At 64.2% G+C, this 20,247-nt stretch carries 14 protein-coding genes and 2 tRNA genes; 11 read left to right on the top strand and 5 right to left on the bottom strand.

The window, feature by feature from the left end; translation table 11 throughout:
• Positions 1–40: 40 nt before the first annotated feature.
• On the bottom strand, positions 41–580 hold the full coding sequence (locus tag LK540_RS07310; RefSeq protein ID WP_229436474.1) for a transposase: 540 nt from the start codon (positions 578–580) through the stop codon (positions 41–43).
• A gap of 177 nt (positions 581–757) precedes the next feature.
• Complete coding sequence (locus LK540_RS07315; protein ID WP_229436475.1) at positions 758–1,243, bottom strand: SRPBCC family protein; 486 nt, start codon at positions 1,241–1,243, stop codon at positions 758–760.
• Positions 1,244–1,504: 261 nt separating this feature from the next.
• Between LK540_RS07315 and LK540_RS07320 the strand changes: the two genes are divergently transcribed.
• Positions 1,505–3,586, top strand: a complete 2,082-nt coding sequence (locus tag LK540_RS07320; RefSeq protein ID WP_229436476.1) for a UvrD-helicase domain-containing protein — start codon at positions 1,505–1,507, stop codon at positions 3,584–3,586.
• A gap of 304 nt (positions 3,587–3,890) precedes the next feature.
• Entirely contained in the window at positions 3,891–4,094 is a 204-nt protein-coding gene (locus LK540_RS07325; protein ID WP_229436477.1) for a SlyX family protein, read from the top strand.
• A gap of 30 nt (positions 4,095–4,124) precedes the next feature.
• Here the strand turns inward: LK540_RS07325 and LK540_RS07330 are convergent, their stop codons facing one another.
• A complete protein-coding gene (locus tag LK540_RS07330; RefSeq protein WP_229436478.1) occupies positions 4,125–5,411 on the bottom strand; it encodes an FAD-dependent oxidoreductase in 1,287 nt (428 codons plus the stop codon).
• 140 nt (positions 5,412–5,551) lie between these two features.
• On the opposite strand from LK540_RS07330, the gene LK540_RS07335 reads away from it, so the two are divergent.
• From LK540_RS07335 to LK540_RS07365, 7 genes are all read left to right on the top strand, one after another.
• Positions 5,552–6,358, top strand: a complete 807-nt coding sequence (locus LK540_RS07335; RefSeq protein WP_229436479.1) for a carboxypeptidase-like regulatory domain-containing protein — start codon at positions 5,552–5,554, stop codon at positions 6,356–6,358.
• Between the two features lie 162 nt (positions 6,359–6,520).
• Positions 6,521–8,653, top strand: a complete 2,133-nt coding sequence (locus LK540_RS07340) for a M3 family metallopeptidase (RefSeq protein ID WP_229436480.1) — start codon at positions 6,521–6,523, stop codon at positions 8,651–8,653.
• 247 nt (positions 8,654–8,900) lie between these two features.
• Entirely contained in the window at positions 8,901–11,021 is a 2,121-nt protein-coding gene (locus LK540_RS07345; RefSeq protein ID WP_229436481.1) for a M3 family metallopeptidase, read from the top strand.
• Positions 11,022–11,255: 234 nt separating this feature from the next.
• Positions 11,256–11,468: a VF530 family DNA-binding protein gene (locus LK540_RS07350; RefSeq protein WP_229436482.1), complete on the top strand. Its 213-nt coding sequence runs from the start codon at positions 11,256–11,258 to the stop codon at positions 11,466–11,468.
• 10 nt (positions 11,469–11,478) lie between these two features.
• Positions 11,479–11,763, top strand: coding sequence for a DUF4404 family protein (locus LK540_RS07355; RefSeq protein ID WP_229436483.1), 285 nt, complete (start codon positions 11,479–11,481; stop codon positions 11,761–11,763).
• A gap of 103 nt (positions 11,764–11,866) precedes the next feature.
• Positions 11,867–14,215 carry a YgiQ family radical SAM protein gene (locus LK540_RS07360; protein WP_229436484.1) on the top strand — a complete coding sequence of 783 codons (2,349 nt, stop codon included), beginning with the start codon at positions 11,867–11,869 and terminating at the stop codon, positions 14,213–14,215.
• Between the two features lie 273 nt (positions 14,216–14,488).
• Positions 14,489–15,655, top strand: coding sequence for a GGDEF domain-containing protein (locus LK540_RS07365; RefSeq protein ID WP_229436485.1), 1,167 nt, complete (start codon positions 14,489–14,491; stop codon positions 15,653–15,655).
• A 281-nt stretch (positions 15,656–15,936) separates the two neighbouring features.
• Here the strand turns inward: LK540_RS07365 and LK540_RS07370 are convergent.
• Both LK540_RS07370 and LK540_RS07375 read right to left on the bottom strand, forming a co-directional pair.
• Positions 15,937–16,013, bottom strand: a tRNA-Asp gene (locus LK540_RS07370).
• 39 nt (positions 16,014–16,052) lie between these two features.
• A tRNA-Val gene (locus tag LK540_RS07375) sits at positions 16,053–16,128 on the bottom strand.
• Positions 16,129–16,312: 184 nt separating this feature from the next.
• Between LK540_RS07375 and LK540_RS07380 the strand changes: the two genes are divergently transcribed.
• Complete coding sequence (locus LK540_RS07380; protein ID WP_229436486.1) at positions 16,313–17,584, top strand: glycerate kinase; 1,272 nt, start codon at positions 16,313–16,315, stop codon at positions 17,582–17,584.
• Between the two features lie 210 nt (positions 17,585–17,794).
• Positions 17,795–20,068, top strand: coding sequence for a TonB-dependent receptor (locus LK540_RS07385; protein ID WP_229436487.1), 2,274 nt, complete (start codon positions 17,795–17,797; stop codon positions 20,066–20,068).
• Positions 20,069–20,247 lie beyond the last annotated feature (179 nt).

Consider the following 20,247-nt stretch of genomic DNA (forward strand, 5'->3'; position numbering starts at 1 on the left):
CAATTCGCTCCGCGGCCCCGATCCCGGCCACGCGCACGAACTAATCCCACTCCACCCGCTGCGCGTGCACCGTCCCACCCCAATCCGCCGGATACACGCCCTCGCGCACATACCGATGAAACGTCGAAAACGGCCACACCGCCGCGCTTGCGGCATACCCGTGCTTGACCGGATTGAAATGAATGTAATCCGCATGCCGCTCGAAATCCCATTCGTCGCGAATCTTGTGCTCATGGAAGCGGCGATGCCAGATGCTCGCATCGCGGTGCTTGATGCGTGATGCAGACGGTTGCCAGCCATCTTCGAACTGGGTCGCGCATGAACGGGAAACGAGACGCTTGATCAGGGCCCAGCGCGTCGAATAGTCGGCATCATCCGGCGGCAGGGTCCAGATGGTGTGCAGGTGATCCGGCATCAGGACCCAGGCATCGATCTCGAAAGGGCGGCGTTGGCGGACGTCGATCAACGCTGAGCGCAGGGCCGTGCGGATCGGAACCGAACAGAGGATAGGGCGGCGCCAGTAGGAGACCAGCGTGAAGAAGTAGGTTTGGCCATCACGGGCGCGGCGGTAGCGGGACATGGTGGCGCGGATTGTAGGGCGCGTTCACCGTCGCACGGGAGGCATCACGGATGATCATTGAGACGGGTCAGCAAGACGCAAATCGATCGACAAACCGAGCGCCAACATGATGCGGCGTTCCGCGTGGGCACGGAGTGCCCACCGTACGGGATACGCTAACGTCCCAGATACATCATCTCAGTTCAGGTAACTCGCATCCAGCTTCCCGTCAGCCGCCATCTGGCGCAGGATGCGCACCGTATCGATATCCGCCTCCTCATACGCCGATTTCTTGAAATCGTCGTACATCTTGTTCGCCGGATCGCTGTGCTCGCCGGTGCCGTCGTCGTACGCGAAGCGCACGTACAGCCGCGCCGAATCCGGCGCCTCGATGGTCATGGTCAGCAGGGACGCCTGGATTTCACCCTGGGCCGGCACCTCATAGCGCACTTCCTGCAGCGGGGTCAGGATGACGGTGTCGTTCACCACCAGGTCGCCGTAGCGCAGGCGGCGCTGGAAGCTGCCGCTTTCGCGTTCGCCGATCTCGCATTCGTCCAGGTGCGGCACGAACAGCTTCGGCGATTCGGCGCGGATGACCAGGCCGCGCCACAGCTGTTCGCGGGTGATCGTGTCGATCAGCGGGTTGAGCGGGTCGTTAATTTCGATCAGGTGTTCAAATTTCATTGTTGTCAGCTCGTAGCAGTGGGCGCGGGGGGCGCGATGGGGCGATGGTAACCGATCACGCCCGAAGCAGCCCATATGCCGCCAGCTTGGCAGAATTCAACCTGCGCGCCCGTGCCCATCCGCCAGCGTTGCAGATTTGCACAGCAAGATTGCCGGATCGACCAGAGCGCTCCCGGGAAGCGGCCAGAAAGCCCCAAGTTCGCCGCGCACAGCCGCGCCGGCTTCGCTACAATACTCAGCTGTCCTCACGATTGCATCCCCATGTCCAATGCACCAAAGTTCGGCCTGAACGGGCCGCAAAGCGAAGCCGTGCTCTATCTCGACGGCCCCTGCCTGGTGCTGGCCGGCGCCGGCTCGGGCAAGACGCGGGTGATCACCCAGAAGATCGCCTACATGATCGAGCATTGCGGCTATGATCCGCGCACGATTGCGGCGCTCACCTTCACCAACAAGGCCGCGCTCGAGATGCAGGAGCGTATCGCCAAGCTGCTGAAACAGCCGAAGCAGGCCAAGCAGCTGACCGTCTCGACCTTCCACTCGCTGGGCGTGAAGATCCTGCGCCAGGAAGCGGCCGGCGTCGGCCTGAAGGACAAGTTTTCCATCATGGACAGCGACGATTGCTACACCATCGTCTCCGACCTCGGCCTCACCACCGACAAGCAGGAAATCCGCCGCATCCAGAACGCCATCTCGCTGTGGAAGAACGGCCTGGTCGACCCGGAAGACGCTATCAAGGGAGCGAAGGACGAGGACGAAGCCCAGGCCGGCCGCGTCTACCGCAGCTACGTGGCCACCCTGCAGGCTTACCAGGCAGTCGACTTCGACGATTTGATCCGCCTGCCGGTGGAGCTGTTCCGGAATAACGACCCGATCCGCGACCGCTGGCAGCGCCGCCTGCGCTACCTGCTGATGGACGAGTACCAGGACACGAATACCTGCCAGTACGAGCTGGTGAAACTGCTGGTGACGGGCATCGGCAAGAAGCCGATGTTCACGGCCGTCGGCGACGACGACCAAGCGATTTATGCCTGGCGCGGCGCCTCGGTCGAGAACCTGAAGACGCTGCAGGTCGACTTCCCCGACCTGCGCGTCATCAAGCTCGAACAGAATTACCGCTCCACCACGCGCATCCTGCAGGCGGCGAATGCCGTCATCGGCAACAACCCGAAGCTGTTCGAAAAATCGCTCTGGTCCGAGCACGGCCTGGGCGAGCCGATCAAGGTGATGGGCATGCAGAACGACGACCAGGAAGCCGACCAGGTGGCGATCATGATCTCGGCCGACCACTTCCAGCGCAAGAACAAGTGGTCGGACTACGCGATCCTCTACCGCGGCAACCACCAGGCGCGCGTGATGGAGCAGGCGCTGCGCAAGGAGCGCATTCCGTACACGATGTCGGGCGGCCAGAGCTTCTTCGACAAGGCCGAGATCAAGGACATCATCGCCTACCTGCGCCTGATCGCGAACCAGGACGACGACCCGGCCTTCATCCGCGCCGTCACCACACCGAAGCGCGGCGTCGGCATGGCCACGCTGGAAGTGCTGGGCGAATTCTCGCGCCAGTGGAACTGCTCGCTGTTCGAGGCTGCCGGCAAGGGTGGCATCGAGGCGAAATTGCAGGACCGCCAGCTGCATCCGCTGCGCGACTTCTGCCGCTTCATCGACGATCTGGAGGACCGCGCCACGCGCCCCGGCCCGTCCGGCAGCGGCGACAACGCCGCCGAGGTGCTGGACGACATGATGAAGGAGATGAACTACGAGCACTACCTGTACGAGAACTTCGACGACCGTGCTGCGCAGAGCAAGTGGCAGAACGTGCTGGAGTTCACCAACTGGCTGAAGGAACGCGGCAGGGGCGGGCGTGACCGCGACGGCGAGGAAAAGAACCTGCTGGAGCTGACGCAGATGGTGGCGTTGATGTCCATGCTCGAAGGCCAGGACGAAACGCCGGACGCGGTGCGCATGTCGACTCTGCACGCGTCGAAGGGGCTGGAGTATCCACACGTGTTTTTGGTGGGCGTGGAAGAGGGCATCCTGCCGCACAAGGGTGACCCGGACGACCCGATCGAGAAGATCGCCGCACGCATCCAGGAAGAGCGGCGCCTGATGTACGTGGGGATCACGCGCGCCCAGCGCACGCTGCAGATCACTTGGTGCAAGAAACGGAAGCGCGCCGGCGAGCTGGTGCACTGCGATCCCTCGCGCTTCATCAAGGAGATGGCGCTGGACGAGGGCGATGCCCCGCCCAAGGAAAGCGAGATCATCAGCCCGAAGGACCGGCTGGCCAGTTTGAAGGCCTTGTTGGCGACGCCGAAGCCGGATGCGCCGAATCCGGTGGCGTAGCGCCGCCAACGCTACCCGGTAGGCTGATGCATCGCCGCCGTTTCCCGTAGGGTGGGCACTCCGTGCCCACGCGGTACACACGTATGCTTGCACCCGCTGCCGTGACTGATCGATCGCACGGTGTCCGGCGATCACGCACGTTCGCATGACGCCCTTCGGATACTGTACGAGCGATGCGCCACTGCCGCAGGTGCAAGCATACGCCCGTACCCGCGTGGGCACAGGGTGCCCACCGTACGAAGTACGAACACCGCCCGCCAACAGGCATAATGCCGCTCTTAACCAGCATTCAGCAGGAACCCCCGTGAACCACGAAGACCGTTTTGTCGATATCGAAATCAAGCTGGCGCTGCAGGAAGACCTGGTCGACACGCTGAACCAGACCGTGTACCAGCAGGCGCGCAAGATCGACCAGCTCGAAGCCATGGTCGCCAAGCTGGCCGAGCACATCCGCAATTTGCAGGAAGCCGGCCAGAACCCGATCAACGAGCGTCCGCCGCATTACTAATTGCGTTGTCGGTGGGTTCGAGAACCCACCCTACGCAGCGAGCCAGCTGCCCAGCCGCTTGCCCAGGCACAGCAAGGTCAAGGTCGGCGGCAAGCCCCAGGGTTCCGGAATCACCGACGCATCGCACACGAACAAGCCCAGCGTCGGCGTCTGCAAATCCGCATCGACGCCTTCCCCGATGCGCACGCTGCCGCCCGGGTGCGCGGCGAAATGCCAGGATTTGAAGATGTGATGTGCGCCCGCCTCGCGCAGGATCGCCTTTGCCATCACCACCCCGTGCCCCAGCTTCCTGCGGTCGCCCGCCTGCAGCGTCTTGTCGACCCAGCGCGGCCCGACGCTGCCGCCGATCTCGTCGCGGATCTTGACCATCATGCTCAAGGTGCGGCGGTGCGCGAACAAACGGTCGACCCGGCCCGCCTGCGCCGCGAATGCCGCATACATCGGTTGCGGCAGCGTCAAATCGGCCAGCGCGACGCCCTCGTCGTGCAGGTGCAGGCCGGCCGCCATCGGCACTTCGGCTCCGCCATCGATATCGTCCACCGTGCCCATCACCGCCACCACCGGGTCGCTGAAGAAGGGCACGCGGCGCGGGCCGAGGCCTGAGGCGTGCAGGATGCGCGGACTACCGATACCGCCGCCAGCCAGCACCACAATCGGCGCCGAGATCGTCTGCACGCTGCCTTGAATGTCGACCTCGACTCCGGCCGCGCGGCCATCTTGCACCAGCACGCGCAGCACCCGGGTGCGGTCCGCCAGCGTGGCGCCGGCGCGGCAGGCTTCGTCGATGAAGTCGCGCGCCGTCCACTTGGCGCCGTAAGGGCAGCCATACACGCAACGCCAGCAGCCGCTGCGGCAGGCGGCGGGGCGGATCATCTTGTCGAGCTTGCGCCAGTCGAGCGAGAGCGAACGGGCGGCCGCCATCATGCGCGCGGCCATTGGGCCGACCAGCGAATCGGGCAGGGGCGCCAGCGGCAGTTCGGTGCGCAATGCGCCCAGGGCCGGCGCCAGGTCGATGCCGTGGCGCGCGAACATGGCCTGCGGTGGCGGGGCGGCGGTGGCGAAGTTGATGGCCGAGCTGCCGCCGAGGGTAACGCCGCCGACCAGCAGCGAAGCGTCGCGGTGCAGCCAGGCGCCCTTGCCGGGAATGGCGGCCATTGCCGCCATCTGCGTTACCGTGCCTGTCAGCGGGGCGGCAGTGCCCTGTTCCAGCACCAGCACGCGCATGCCGGCGCGGGCCAGCTCGCGCGCCGTGCTGGCGCCGCCAGGGCCGCTGCCGGCGACGACGGCATCATATGAGGGGTGCAGCTTGGGAAGCATGATGGAAAGGGGCGATCGTGACAGGCGGATGCTAGCACGCGGCGCTGCTTCTCCACTGCCTGGCCGCAGGCATGGCATCCTGACAATCCACCCGGGAACTGTGCGAGAATCTTGCCAATTTAAAACTAATCGAGTCTGCCATGGCGTTTCGACCACGCGTCCTGTTGTTTGGCCTGTCGCTGCTGGCCACTGCCGCCCAGGCGGTCGAGTTCAGCGGCCTGATCCGCAGCTCGACCGGCAGCCTGCCTTCCGCCATCACAGTCGAAGCCGACCGGCGCGGCGAGAAGACTGTCCTTGTCGGCAACGTCGAGAATGGCCGCTACCGTATCGACTTGCCGAGCCCGGGCATGTACCGCGTGCGCCTGCAGGCATCCGGCTGGGAAGCCGAGCCGAAGATCGTCTTCGATCCGCAGACCACCGGTGCGCGCGACTTCCTGGTGTATCCGGCCAAGGTGCCCGAGCCGGAACTGGCGGCCGAGCTGCTTCGCATGGGGGAAGATGACCAGGAGTTTCGCAAGAACCTTCCCAAGCAGCCCGACGTGGCCTTCATCAAACGCTGGCAGGAGAACGACCGCGTACGCGAAGAACGCCTGGCCCGGATCATTGCCGACAAGGGCTGGCCGCGCATTTCCCAGGTTGGTCACCAAGCCGCGAACGCCGCCTGGCTGATCGCCCAGCATGGCACGGACGACTTCCTGAAACGCTGCCTGGTGCTGATGAAAGCGGCGGCGGCGGACGGTGAAATCACGCCGCACCACCTGGCGCTGTCGATCGACCGCGTGCTCACGCAAGACAAGCAGAAGCAGATCTATGGAAGCCAGTTCCAGACCAACCAGGACGGCAAGACCTTCCTGCTGCCGGTCGAGGACTTCGAACACATCGACGAACGCCGCGCCAGCATGGGCCTGGAACCCTTCGCTGAATACCGCAAAAATTTCGAAAAATAGGCATTGGGCTGCGCGTAAACACCGTCAATACCCCTGTCCATACGCGTTTGTTAGCACTTTGTTTCACTGTGACGATACGGAAACAAAGCCTGTTATGATCTCCGGCGCACCTGCCGCGCGGCGATCCCGCAGGCAGCCCAAGTCGAATTCGTGAGAGAGACAATGAAACGCCCAACCATGCTCATCATCGCGGCCAGCCTGGCGTTCGCCGGCACCGCTTTCGCCGCTCCGGCCGGTTCCGGCACTGCCCTGGATGCATCGAATCCCTTCGCCAAGCCCAGCACCCTGCCGTTCAATTACCCGGCCTTCGACAAGATCAAGGACGAGCACTTCCTGCCCGCCTTTGAAGCCGGCATGCGCGAGCAGCTGCGCGAAGTGGCCAGCATCGCCAACAACAAGGCGGCGCCTACTTTCGAGAACACCATCGTTGCGATGGAGCGTTCGGGCCAGATGCTGTCGCGCGTCTCTGCGACCTTCTCGAATTTGCAGACCGCGAACACGAACGACCGCCTGAATGCCGTCGACAGCGAAATGTCGCCGAAGCTGGCCGCCCACGGCGACGCCATCTACCTGAACCCGAACCTGTTCAAGCGCGTCGAGACCCTGCACGCCAAGCGCGACCAGCTTGGCCTGGACGCCGAAGCCAAGCACCTGCTCGAGCGCTACTACAAGGAATTCGTGCGCGCCGGCGCCAAGCTCTCGAACGCCGACAAGGAAAAGCTGAAGGCCTACAACGGCCAGATCGCCTCGCTGCAATCGGAGTTCTCGCAGCGCGTGCTGAAAGAAGCGAATGCCTCGGCGCTGGTAGTCAACACCCGCGAAGAACTGGCCGGCTTGTCGGACGCCGAAATCACCGCCGCCGCCGCCGAAGCCAAGAAGCGCGGCATGGACGGCAAGTACGTCATCGCCATCGTCAACACCACGATCCAGCCGCCGCTCTCCAGCCTGACCAACCGCGCCGTGCGCGAGCGCCTGCAGGCGGCGTCGATGGCGCGCGGCAGCCGCGGCGGCGAATTCGACAGCCGCGACCTGGTGCTGCGACTGGCCAAGCTGCGCGCCGAGCGCGCCGTCCTGCTGGGCTACCCGAACTACGCCGCCTATTCGCAGGAACTGGAAACCGCGAAGAACCCGGCCGCCGTGAACAAACTGCTGGCCGAACTGGCCAAGCCGGCCGTGAACAACGCGAAGAAAGAAGCGGCCGAGATGCAGAAGATCGTCGACGCCGAGAAGGGTGGCTTCCAGATCGCCGCCCACGACTGGGCCTACTACACGGACAAAGTGCGCGCGGCCCAGTACAACTTCGACGAAAGCCAGCTGCGCCCTTACTTTGAACTGAACAACGTGCTGGTGAACGGCGTCTTCTTCGCCGCCACCAAGGAATACGGGATCACCTTCAAGGAACGCAAGGACCTGCCGGTCTACGACCCGGACGTGCGCACCTTCGATGTCATCGACGCCAACGGCAAGCAGCTGGCAATCTTCATCTTCGACCCCTACGCGCGCGCCAACAAGCAGGGCGGCGCCTGGATGAACGAGTACGTGTCGCAGTCGCACCTGCTGGACCGCCACCCGGTGGTCGGCAACCACCTGAACATTCCGAAGCCGGCCGCCGGCGAGCCGACCCTGCTCACCTACGACGAAGTGCGCACCGCCTTCCACGAGTTCGGCCATGCGCTGCACGGCATGTTCTCGGACGTGAAGTACCCGCACTTCTCGGGCACCAACGTGCCGCGCGACTTCGTCGAGTACCCGTCGCAGGTGAACGAGATGTGGGCCACCTGGCCGGAAGTGCTGGCCAACTACGCCAAGCACCACAAGACCGGCGCGCCGATGCCGAAGGAGCTGCTGGATAAAGTGGTCGCCGCGAAGAAGTTCAACATGGGCTTCGTGACCACCGAGTACCTGTCGGCCTCGCTGCTCGACCAGCGCTGGCACCAGCTGACCCCGGCCCAGGTGCCGACCGACGTGCTGGCGTTCGAAGCCAAGGCGCTGAAGGATGCCGGCGTCGACTTCGCACCGGTGCCGCCGCGCTACCGCACGACCTACTTCTCGCACTCGATGAACGGCGGCTACTCGGCCGGCTACTACGCCTACCTGTGGAGCGAAAAGCTCGACGCGGATACGGTGCAGTGGTTCACCGAGAACGGCGGCCTGTCGCGCAAGAACGGCGACCACTTCCGCAAGACCCTGCTGTCGCGCGGCGGCACGGCCGATGCGATGGACCTGTTCCGCAACTTCCGCGGGCGCGATCCGATCATCGAGCCGCTGCTCGAGCGTCGTGGCTTGACGCAGTGATGGTTGGCGTTGGCGGTGTGCGAGAGCACCGCCAACAATGATCATCGTTCCGCGTGGGCACGCAGTGCCTACGCTGGCCGCGCCCACCGTACGGTCGCGGCTACCAGCCACAATCATTTCGCCGATAACGGTGACCGTAAGGTGGGCACTTTGTGGTGCTGGCATTTAGCCAGCCCCACTGCCCACGCGGAAGCCTGCCCATACGGAACCCAGTTTTCACCGCACTACCATAAACACAGAGAGACCCATGACCCGTCCCCAACTCCTGCTGATCGCCGCCAGCGTCGCCGTCGCGAACCTGGCCTATGCCCAACCTGCTTCGATGCTGGAAGCCTCGAACCCGTTCGCCAAGCCGAGCACCCTGCAGTACCAGTATCCGCCGTTCGACAAGATCAAGAACGAACACTTCGCGCCGGCGTTCGCTGAAGGCATGCGCCAGGAAGCGGCGGAGATGGAAGCGATCGCCAACAACAAGGCGGCGCCGACCTTCGAGAACACCATCGTCGCCATGGAGCGTTCGGGCCGCCTGCTCGACCGCGTCGGCGCGGCCTTCGGCACCCTGCAAGGCTCCTACACCAACGACACCCTGCAAGCCCTGGCCAAGGAACTGGCGCCGAAACAGGCTGCCCACAATGACGCGATCCGCCTCAATCCCAAGCTGTACGCGCGCATCAAGGCGCTGTACGACAAGCGCGACAAGCTGAACCTGGACGCCGAGTCGAAGTACCTGCTCGAGCGCTACCACACCGACTTCGTGCGCGCCGGCGCGCAGCTGTCGGATGCAAACAAGCAGAAGCTGAAGGCGATGAACGCCGAGCTGGCCGCGCTGTCGACCCAGTTCGCCCAGAACGTGCTGAAGGAAGCCAACGCCTCGGCCCTGGTCGTGAACACCCGCGAAGAACTGGCCGGCATGACCGACAAGCAGATCGACGCCGCCGCCGCCGAAGGTAAAAAACGCGGCCTGGACGGCAAGTTCGTGATCCCGGTCGTGAACACCACCCAGCAAGCCGGCCTGTCGGTGCTGACCAACCGCGCCACCCGCGAGAAGCTGCTGGCCGCATCGCTGGCGCGCGGTTCGCACGGCGGCGAGTTCGACAACCGCGACGTGGTCCTCAAAATCGCCAAGCTGCGCGCCGAACGCGCCGTGCTGCTGGGCTACCCGAACTACGCCGCCTACAACCTGGAAGACCAGACCGCGAAGACCACCGGCGCCGTCAACAGCCTGCTGGCCGAATTCGCCAAGCCGGCCGTGAACAACGCCAAGAAGGAAGCGGCCGAGATCCAGAAGGTGATCGACGCCGAAAAAGGCGGCTTCAAGGTCGCCGCCCACGACTGGAACTTCTACAGCGACAAGGTACGCCAGCAGCGCTACGCCTTCGACGCTTCGCAGCTGCGCCCATATTTTGAACTGAACCGCGTGCTGCAGGACGGGGTGTTCTTCGCCGCGAACAAGGAATTCGGCCTGACCTTCAAGGAACGCAAGGACCTGCCGACCTACGTGGAAGACGTGCGCACCTTTGACGTGTTCGACGCCGACGGCTCGCAGCTGGCGATCTTCACCTTCGACCCGTACGCGCGCGCCAACAAGCGTGGTGGCGCCTGGGCCAATGCCCACGTCGGCCAGAGCAAGCTGCTGGGCACGAAGCCGGTCATCGCGAACAACCTGAACATCGCCAAGCCGGCCGCCGGCGAGCCGACCCTGCTGACCTACGACGAAGTGCGCACCACCTTCCACGAGTTCGGCCACGCGCTGCACAGCATGTTTTCGGAAGTGAAGTACCCGCGCCTGTCGCGCGTGCCGCGCGACTACGTCGAGTTCCCGTCGCAGGTGAACGAGATGTGGATGGCCTGGCCGGAAGTGCTGGCCAACTACGCCAAGCACTACCAGACCGGCGAACCGATGCCGAAGGAACTGCTCGACAAGGTGCAGGCTTCGCAGCAGTTCAACGAAGGCTACCGCACCACCGAGTACCTGGCCGCGTCGCTGCTCGACCAGGCCTGGCACCAGCTGAGCCCATCGCAGATCCCGACCGACGTGCTGGCCTTCGAGGCTGAGGCACTCAAGAAGGCCGGCGTCGACTTCGCACCGGTGCCGCCGCGCTACCGCACGACCTACTTCTCGCACACCTTCTCGGGCGGCTACTCGGCTGGCTACTACGGTTACCTGTGGGCCGAGAAGCTGGATGCGGACACCGTCAACTGGTTCAAGGAACACGGCGGCCTGACCCGCAAGAACGGCGACCACTTCCGCAAGACCCTGCTGTCGCGCGGCGGTACGCTCGATGCGATGCAGATGTACCGCAACTTCAGCGGGCGTGATGCGCAGGTGCAGCCGCTGCTGGAGCGTCGTGGTTTGACGGGCGAGTAAGTCGTCGGCCGCTGTGCGGCTGAGCTGATGTTGTACCGCGTGGACTCAGGAGTCCACCCTACGAAAACCATGATGCGGCCGATAACACGGGACCGATGCGTAACGTAGGGTGGACCGGGCCGCGCAAGGCACCTGTGTCCACGCGGTTTTTTCGTGTCCACGAATACCCCAACGCCTCCGGCGAATCCGGTGTATAAACCCACCTGATTCCACTTCCCAAACAATCCCCAAGCGATGAGTGTTCAGTCCCTCCACGGTATTACTTTAGAATCGCTGTTAACCCGCCTGGTCGAGCACTACGGCTGGGACGGACTCGGCCGCCGGATCGATATCAACTGTTTCCAAAAAGATCCGAGCATCAAGTCGAGCCTGAAGTTTTTGCGCCGCACGCCCTGGGCGCGCGAAGAGGTCGAGAAACTGTATCTCGAGACCCGCTTCCCCAACTAGCGAGAATGCCATGCTGAACGAGAACGACCCGGACCTGAAAACACGCCTGAAGACCCTGCACCGCAGCCTGTCGGAAACCGACGAGGTCGACGAGGAATTGCAGATGCTGCTGCGCCAGCTCGACGGCGACATCAAGCAGGTGCTCGAGCGCCGCGCCGACCAGGACCTCGACGCCAACACCTATGGCCTCGGCTCGCGCACCCAGGAACTGAGCGCCCGCTTCACCGCGCGCCACCCGAAAGTGGCCACCACGCTGAACGAACTCGGCAGCATCCTGTCGAACATGGGCATCTGAAGCGCTGAAAATAGAGGCTGCTCAGCCACAAGTCATTGAAATGTAAGCAATTTTCCGGGCAGGGAGCAGCCGCAAAAGGGGAATTCCGGTACAATGCCGGCCAATGAACTCCCCAGCCAATCTCTTCGCGAGCGTGCCCAAGCGCTCCAGCCGCGCACCTGCCGCGCCTTTCCTGCCGATGACCCGCGCCGAAATGGACGCGCTCGGCTGGGATTCCTGCGACATCATCCTCGTCACCGGCGACGCCTACATCGACCACCCGAGCTTCGGCATGGCGCTGGTCGGGCGTCTGTTAGAGGCACAAGGCTACAAGGTCGGCATCATCAGCCAGCCCGACTGGACCTCGGTCGACCCGTTCCGCGCGCTGGGCAAGCCGAATTTGTACTGGGGCATCACCGCCGGTAACATGGACTCGATGGTCAACCGGTACACGGCCGACCGCAAGATCCGTTCCGACGACGCCTATACCCCGAACGCCGAACCGAACAAGCGCCCGGACCGCGCCGTCACCGTGTACGCCCAGCGCGTGCGCGAAGCCTATCCCGGCGTGCCGGTCATCGTCGGCTCGATCGAAGCCTCGCTGCGCCGCATCGCCCACTACGATTACTGGTCCGATAAAGTGCGCCGCTCGGTGCTGTTCGAGTCGAAGGCCGACCTGCTGATCTTCGGTAACGCCGAACGCGCCCTGGTCGACGTCACGCGCCGCATCGCCGCGGGCGAGAACATCAAGAACATCCGCGATCTGCGCGGCACCGCCTTCCTGGTGCCGCAGGGCTGGCTGCCGGACGAAGAATGGTCTGTGCACAATTCCACCCGCGTGGATGTGCCCGGCCGCATCGACAAGCAGCCGAACCCGTATGCGATGGCGCTGGAAGACCCGAAGGCCTGCGCGCTGGACAATGCCGCGCCGGAACCGGAAGTCAAACCCGTCATCATCATGACGCGCGAACAGCGCCAGGCCGCCGCCCGCGAAAAGGCGGCGAAGACCGTGGTGCGCCTGCCGAGCTTTGAAACCGTCAGCGAAGACCCGGTGATGTATGCCCACGCCTCGCGCGTGTTCCACCTGGAATCGAACCCGGGCAACGCCCGCGCCCTGGTGCAGGCCCATGGCGACCGCGATGTCTGGCTGAACCCGCCGCCACTGCCGCTGGCCATGGACGAGATGGACAACGTCTACGACCTGTCGTATGCGCGCGCCCCGCACCCGAGCTATGGCAAGGCCCATATCCCGGCCTGGGAAATGATCCGCTACTCGGTGAACATCATGCGCGGCTGCTTCGGCGGCTGCACCTTCTGCTCGATTACCGAGCACGAAGGCCGCATCATTCAGAGCCGTTCGGAGCCGTCGATCCTGCGCGAGATCGAGCTGATCCGCGACACGACCAAGAACTTCGCCGGCACCATCACGGATCTGGGTGGCCCGACCGCCAACATGTACCGCCTCGCGTGCAAGGAAAAGAGCATCGAGGAATCCTGCCGCCGCCTGTCCTGCGTGTACCCGACCATCTGCAGCAACCTCGGTACCGACCACAGCAAGCTGATCTCGCTGTACCGCAAGGCGCGCGCGATTCCCGGCGTGAAGAAGATCCTGATCGGCTCGGGCCTGCGCTACGACCTGGCCGTGCGCTCGCCGGAATACGTGAAGGAACTGGTCACCCACCACGTGGGCGGCCTGCTGAAGATCGCGCCCGAGCACACCGAGCAGGGCACGCTGTCGAAGATGATGAAGCCGGGCATCGGCGCCTACGACGAGTTCAAGCGCATGTTCGAGAAGTATTCGATCGAGGCCGGCAAGAAGCAGTACCTGATTCCTTACTTTATCGCCGCCCACCCGGGCTCGACCGACGAGGACATGCTGAACCTGGCCCTGTGGCTGAAGAAGAACAACTTCAAGCTGGACCAGGTGCAGACCTTCACGCCGACCCCGATGGCGATGGCGACGACCATGTACCACAGCCGCAAGAATCCGCTGAAAAAGGTGACGGAGGATTCGGAAATCGTGGAAACCGCGCGCAGCGGCAAGATGCGCAAGGCCCACAAGGCCTTCCTGCGCTGGCACCACCCGGAAAACTGGCCGATCCTGCGCGAGACCCTGATCAAGATGGGCCGCGGCGATTTGATCGGCAATGGCGAACGCCACTTAGTGCCGGCCTGGCATCCGTCGGAAGAGGGCGCCGCGCCCGCAGTGCGCGAGACCGGTGCGCGTACGGCACGCCAGCCGGCTGCCCGTACGCCGGCTGCCCATACGCCTGCTCAGCGTACGCCGGCAGCGCCAGCTGGCAAGCGCGGCAACGGCATGCCGGCTCCGCATGTGGTGAATGCCCAGGCCGCGGCGAAGCGCCAGCCCGAACGCGCCGGCGCCGGCGGACGCGCCGCTGCTGCCGCGCCGGAAAAGACGCGGCCATCGATCCTGTCGACCATCAAGACCAAGCCGAAAGCGCCGCGCAAGTAAGCGTACTGTCGGACCCGATCAAGGCCAGCCGCGCAGGGATGCGTGGCTGGCCTTTTTTATTGCTGTTGTGTATGCACGACATTGCATAAGTCTTTGTCATGCAGCGCTTGCCCCGCGCGATTCGAGAGTGGCATCTAAATCGCCCAATCGTGCGAACAGCAGGAGCGAAAGACGGTAATATGATTCCTTTGGGAAATAGTTGTTAGCATTTTTATAGCTTTGCGCAGACAAATTTGATGTTTTCGTCATGCTGACGCTCCCACAAGGAATGCAGTGATCGATATCCATACCTATATGCTGGCACTCGGCATCGGCAACATTTCGTTTGCCGTGCTGATGGTCGCGTACATCCGCGACACCGAACCCAGCCCCGGCTTGCGTTTCTGGACCTGCGCGCGCCTGGTAGCCGGCACCACCCAGCTGCTGGCCTTTGCCCGCCCCCAGCTGGGGCTGCCGGTGCTGGCGCTGGTCGAACCGGTGGGCTGGTTCATCGGCTGGGCACTCGAAGTGGCCGCGTTCTGCACCTTCTTCGAAGTACGCAACTGGAAACGCTACGCCATTCCGATCGCCGGCCTGGCGCTGCTGGCAGCCGCCTGCATCGTGCCGCTGGAAACGACCAGTTATGGCGAACTCGTGGGGCTGGTGGCCTGCGTATTCGCCCTGTCGACGATCTCGACCGCCTTTGTGCTGCTCAGTCCAAGGCTGAAGAATCCTACGCTGCTGCAGCGGATCATTGGCCTGAACAACGGCGTGTTCGGGGTGGCGATCGCGAGCTGGGCGGTTGGCGCCTTCCTGCGTGGGGAGCTGAACATGACCGAAGCCGATGGCCACCAGATGGCGGGTTATATCTCCGGCTACATGCTGATGATCGTGAACGGCTTCGGCTTCCTCTTGATGTCGAAGCAGCGCAACGATGCCGTCATGAAGCGCCTGGCGACCCTCGACGACTTGACCGGCCTGCTGAACCGGCGCGCCTTCCTGGCCCGTGCCAACGAGGCGCGCCTGCTGGCGCTGCGGCTGCGCAAACCCATCACGCTGCTGATGATCGACATCGACCACTTCAAGCAGCTCAACGACCGCTTTGGCCATGCCAGCGGCGACGAGGCGCTGGTGCTGTTTGCCCGCGCCGCCGGCGGCGCCCTGCGCGAGCACGACATCCTGGGGCGCATGGGCGGCGAGGAATTCGCGCTGGCGATGCCGGGCACCGACCTCGAAGGCGCCCTGCAGGCCGCCGAACGCCTGCGCCAGGCCACCATGGCGATCTGCTTGCCCAGCTGCGGCAATGGCTATGAGATGACGGTGAGTATCGGGGTGGTCGTGATCGAGGCCAACGAGGACTTGCCGGCTGCGCTGGCGCGCGCGGATCGCGCCTTGTACCAGGCCAAGCGCAATGGGCGGAACCGGGTGGAGTTGGGGGAGGCGGTGCGTCGGGTGGCGTGAATCTTTATTGCCTGAATTGATCGTGTAGCTTAATCAATCCCAGACGGCGACGTAGGGTGGGCACCCCGTGCCCACGCGGAAGCATGCACCATGGCTGCCTCTTTGAGGCGGCCCACCTGATCATTGGCCAACGCTTGTACAAGCGTTCCGTTAGCGCGTCGTTCCGCGTGGGCACGGGGTGCCCACCCTACGGTCTCAGCCGCAGGCCATTGAAAGCGCTGCTTATATGGAGCCGTAAACGAAAGAAGGGTCCGACGAATCGGACCCTTCTTTCTTGATGCTGGCGGAGCGGACGGGGCTCGAACCCGCGACCCCCGGCGTGACAGGCCGGTATTCTAACCAACTGAACTACCGCTCCGTTTTAACTGATCGGTTCTTCTTTTTCTGAAACTGAACTTGGTGGGCGCTGAGAGGCTCGAACTCCCGACCTAATCCTTGTAAGGGATCCGCTCTACCAACTGAGCTAAGCGCCCCGCTCACTTTATTCGTTTCGTCTAACGCTTGTCATTGCGTCTGAAGAGGCCCGAATCATAGCTAAGCCCTAGCGATTGCGCAAGGGTTTTTCTGAAAAATATGCAAAAAGCGTTTTTTCGCATGAGCTGAGCCGTTGCCTTGGTTTTATGTCAATATCATTCCATTCCACCCCAGGAGAGCCGTTTGGAAGCGTCCGATCCCCGCCAGTTCCTGAGCCATCTGTTCCAATCGGCCCTCGCCGCCGTCGACCCCGCCAAGCTGATCGCGCAGCACCTGCCGCCGCCGCCGCGCGGACGCACGATCGTGATCGGCGCCGGCAAGGCGGCCGCGCGCATGGCCGAAGCGGTCGAAGCGCACTGGCAGGGCGAACTGGAAGGCCTGGTGGTCACGCGCTACGCCCACGGCGCGCCGACCAGCCGCATCGAGGTAGTCGAGGCCGGCCACCCGGTGCCTGACGAAGCCGGCGTGCGCGCCGCCACCCGCATGCTGGAACTGGTGCAGGGTCTCACCGAGGACGACCTGGTGCTGTGCCTGATGTCCGGCGGCGGCTCGGCCTTGCTGTCGCTGCCGGCGCCCGGCATCACGGCGGAGGAAAAGCGCGACATCAACCGCCAGCTGCTGCGCAGCGGCGCGCCGATCGGCGAGATGAACTGCGTGCGGCGCCACCTGTCGGCAGTGAAGGGCGGGCGCCTGGCGCTGGCGTGTCATCCGGCGCGCGTGCTGACGCTGGTGGTGTCGGACGTGCCGGGCGACGACCCGGCCGTGGTCGCCTCCGGCCCCACCGTGCCCGACGGCAGCAGCGGCGCCGATGCGCTGGCCATCCTCCAGCAGTACGGCATTGCGGTCTCGGAAGCGGCGCGCGCCGTGCTGGCCGACCCGGCGCTGGCCGCGCCACGTCCGGACGACCCGCGCCTGGCCCGCAACGAGACGGTCGTCATCGCCACCGCCCAGGCTGCACTTGATGCGGCAGCCGAAGCGGCGCGCGCGGCAGGGTTCACGCCGCTGGTGCTGTCGAACAGCATTGAAGGCGAGGCGCGCGAGGTGGCGATCGTCCACGCGGCGATTGCACGCCAGGTGATCGAACATGGCCAGCCCCTGCAAGGGCCCTGCGTGATCCTGTCCGGCGGCGAAACCTCGGTCACGGTGCGCGGGAAGGGCAGGGGTGGGCGCAACGCCGAATTCCTGCTGGCGCTGGCCATTGCCCTGCGCGGCTTGCAAGGCGTGCACGCGATTGCCTGCGACACCGACGGCATCGACGGCACCGAAGACAATGCCGGTGCGCTGCTGGGCCCCGACACCCTGGCGCGCGCAGCGGCAGGCGGGCTCGATGCCGCCGCCATGCTGCGCGATAACGATGGCTACAGTTTGTTCGCCGCACTGGGCGACCTGGTCGTCACGGGGCCGACCCGCACCAACGTCAACGATTTCCGCGCCATCGTCATTACGGCGTCTTAGCACAATTGTTGTTATTTGACATCTGCATTTGAATATTCACTTGATATTCGAAATCGTATAGCGAACAATCACGCCTTTGTTGGACGGCAACCTTAAGACATCGACAAGATGCGGGTGCCGCGGCGGGCAAACCGCCTTGCTGCTTCAAGACGAGCGGCACATGGAGGAAAGAGTGGACATCGCGGTTTCACTACTCACGAAAGAACAATCATGATCAAGATGTCCAAGATGCATCGCCGTGTCGTGCAGGCACATGCCGCCATGCTGGCGCTGGCCGCCCTGCCGGCCCTGGCCCAGACCGACGCCGCAACGCCGGCTCCGGCTGCGCAGGTCACGCCTGCACAAGCCGCGCCTGCGCAAGCCGCACCCGTGGCCGAGCTGCAGACCGTCACCGTGACGGCCCAGCGCCGCAGCGAGAACATCCGCGACGTGCCGCTGGCCGTGAGCGCCCTGCGCGGCGAAAAGCTCGACGTGCTGAACTCGGGCGGCCAGGACATCCGCCTGCTGGCCGGCAAGCTGCCGAGCCTGAACGTGGAATCGTCGAACGGCCGTACCTTCCCGCGCTTCTACATCCGCGGCTACGGCAATACCGACTTCAACATCTTCGCCTCGCAGCCGGTCTCGTTGATCTATGACGACGTGGTGCAGGAAAACCCGATCCTGAAAGGCTTCCCGATCTTCGACGTGGCCAACGTCGAAGTGCTGCGCGGCCCGCAAGGCACCCTGTTCGGCCGCAACACCCCGGCCGGCGTCGTGAAATTCGAATCCGAGAAGCCGCGCCTGGGCAAGACCGAGGGTTACTACAACGCCTCGATCGCCACCCATAAAACCGTGAACGTCGAAGGCGCCGTCAACGTGCCGCTGTCGGACACCGTCGCCATGCGCGTGTCGACCCTGCGCCAGCACCGCGACGACTACGTCAAGAACTACGGCGACCTGGCCCAGACCCAGTATCGCGGCAAGCTCGACGGCTACAACGAACACGCCGAGCGCGTGCAGTTCCTGTACCAGCCGGATGCGGGCTTCAACGCCCTGGTCAACATCCACCAGCGCAGCACCACCGGCAGCGCCCGCCTGTTCCGCGCCAACCTGATCCGCCAGGGCAGCAACGACATCGCCGGCGGCCTGGACCTGGACCGCATCGTGACCAACGCGCTGAACGACCAGCGCCTGGGCACGCGCGGCGCCAACGTGCACATGACCTGGAACCTGGGCGACTACCGCCTGCACTCGGTCACCGGCTATGAGACCGTGGGCGAGTACTTCAGCCGCGGCGACATCGACGGCGGCATCCCGGCCGGTCCGGGCCGCGTCCCGTTCCAGGTCGAAACCGCGAGTAACCTCGACCGCCTGGAGCAGTACAGCCAGGAATTCCGCATCGAATCGCAATACGCAGCGCCGCTGAACTGGCAGGCCGGCGTCTACTGGTTCGACGAAAGCGCCACCGGCGGCAGCGACGGCTTCAACAGCGCCACCGGCGCGCGTACCTCGGTACTGGCGAGCCACCAGGACAACGAAGCCTGGGCCGTGTTCGGCTCGGCCACCTACCAGGTGTCCCCGGTCTTCGACCTGCGCGCCGGCCTGCGCTACACCAAGGACGAGAAGGACTTCGCCACCGTGCGCGCCGTGAACTCGCCGCAAGTGGGCGCCACCTCGGTCAGCACCAGCAAGGGCAAGATCAGCTGGGACCTGAGCGGCACCTACAAGCTCACGCCCGACGTCAACGTGTACGGCCGCGTGGCCACCGGCTTCCGCGCCCCGAGTATCGCCGCCGCCTCGGCGTCGGTGCCGATCACCGTGGCCGATGCCGAGACCATCACCTCGGTCGAAGCCGGCGTGAAGGCCGATCTGTTCGACCGCCGCGGCCGCGTCGCCTTCTCGGTCTACGACTACACGATCAAGGACCAGCAGCTGACCGCCGTTGGCGGCGCCAGCAATGCCAACCAGCTGCTGAATGCCGACAAGACCAAGGGCCGCGGTGTCGAGCTCGACGTTGAAGCGGCGATCAGCCCGTCGCTGCGCCTGACCGCCAGCACCAGCTACAACTTCACGGAAATCCGTGACGCCGGCCTGGTCGTGGCCAGCTGCAGCGCCGCCTGCACGGTGCGCGATCCGATCGCCGCCGCCGGCCGCGTTTTCGTCGACGGCAACATGCTGCCGCAGGCGCCGCGCTGGATCGTGAACGCTACCGCGCGCTACAGCGTGCCGGTCGCCGACGGCGAGTTCTTCGTGTTCACCGACTGGTCGTACCGCAGCAAGGTCAACTTCTTCCTGTACGAAGCAGCCGAGTTCACCGGCAAGCCGCTGACCGAAGGCGGCCTGCGCCTGGGCTACACCTGGGCCAACGGCAAGTACGAAGCCGCCGTGTTCGGCCGCAACATCCTCGACGAACGCCGCATCACCGGCGCCATCGACTTCAACAACCTGACCGGTTTCACCAACGAACCGCGTACTTGGGGTGTGCAATTCAAGGGTAACTTCTAATTACAGGAACCTGACATAGCACAAGGCCGCGAGCGATCGCGGCCTTTTTTTATGCATGTTGGGAGAGGAAATATCTTGTCTTATGCACAAGGTAACTGATGTTGTCACTTGATAATGAAAACGCGCCATATGTTATTTGCCGTACATACGAATGTGGCAAATATTCCATGTTTTTGTTA

Origin of the sequence: Massilia sp. IC2-278 (assembly GCF_020708045.1) — a bacterium.
Taxonomy (GTDB): domain Bacteria; phylum Pseudomonadota; class Gammaproteobacteria; order Burkholderiales; family Burkholderiaceae_D; genus Telluria.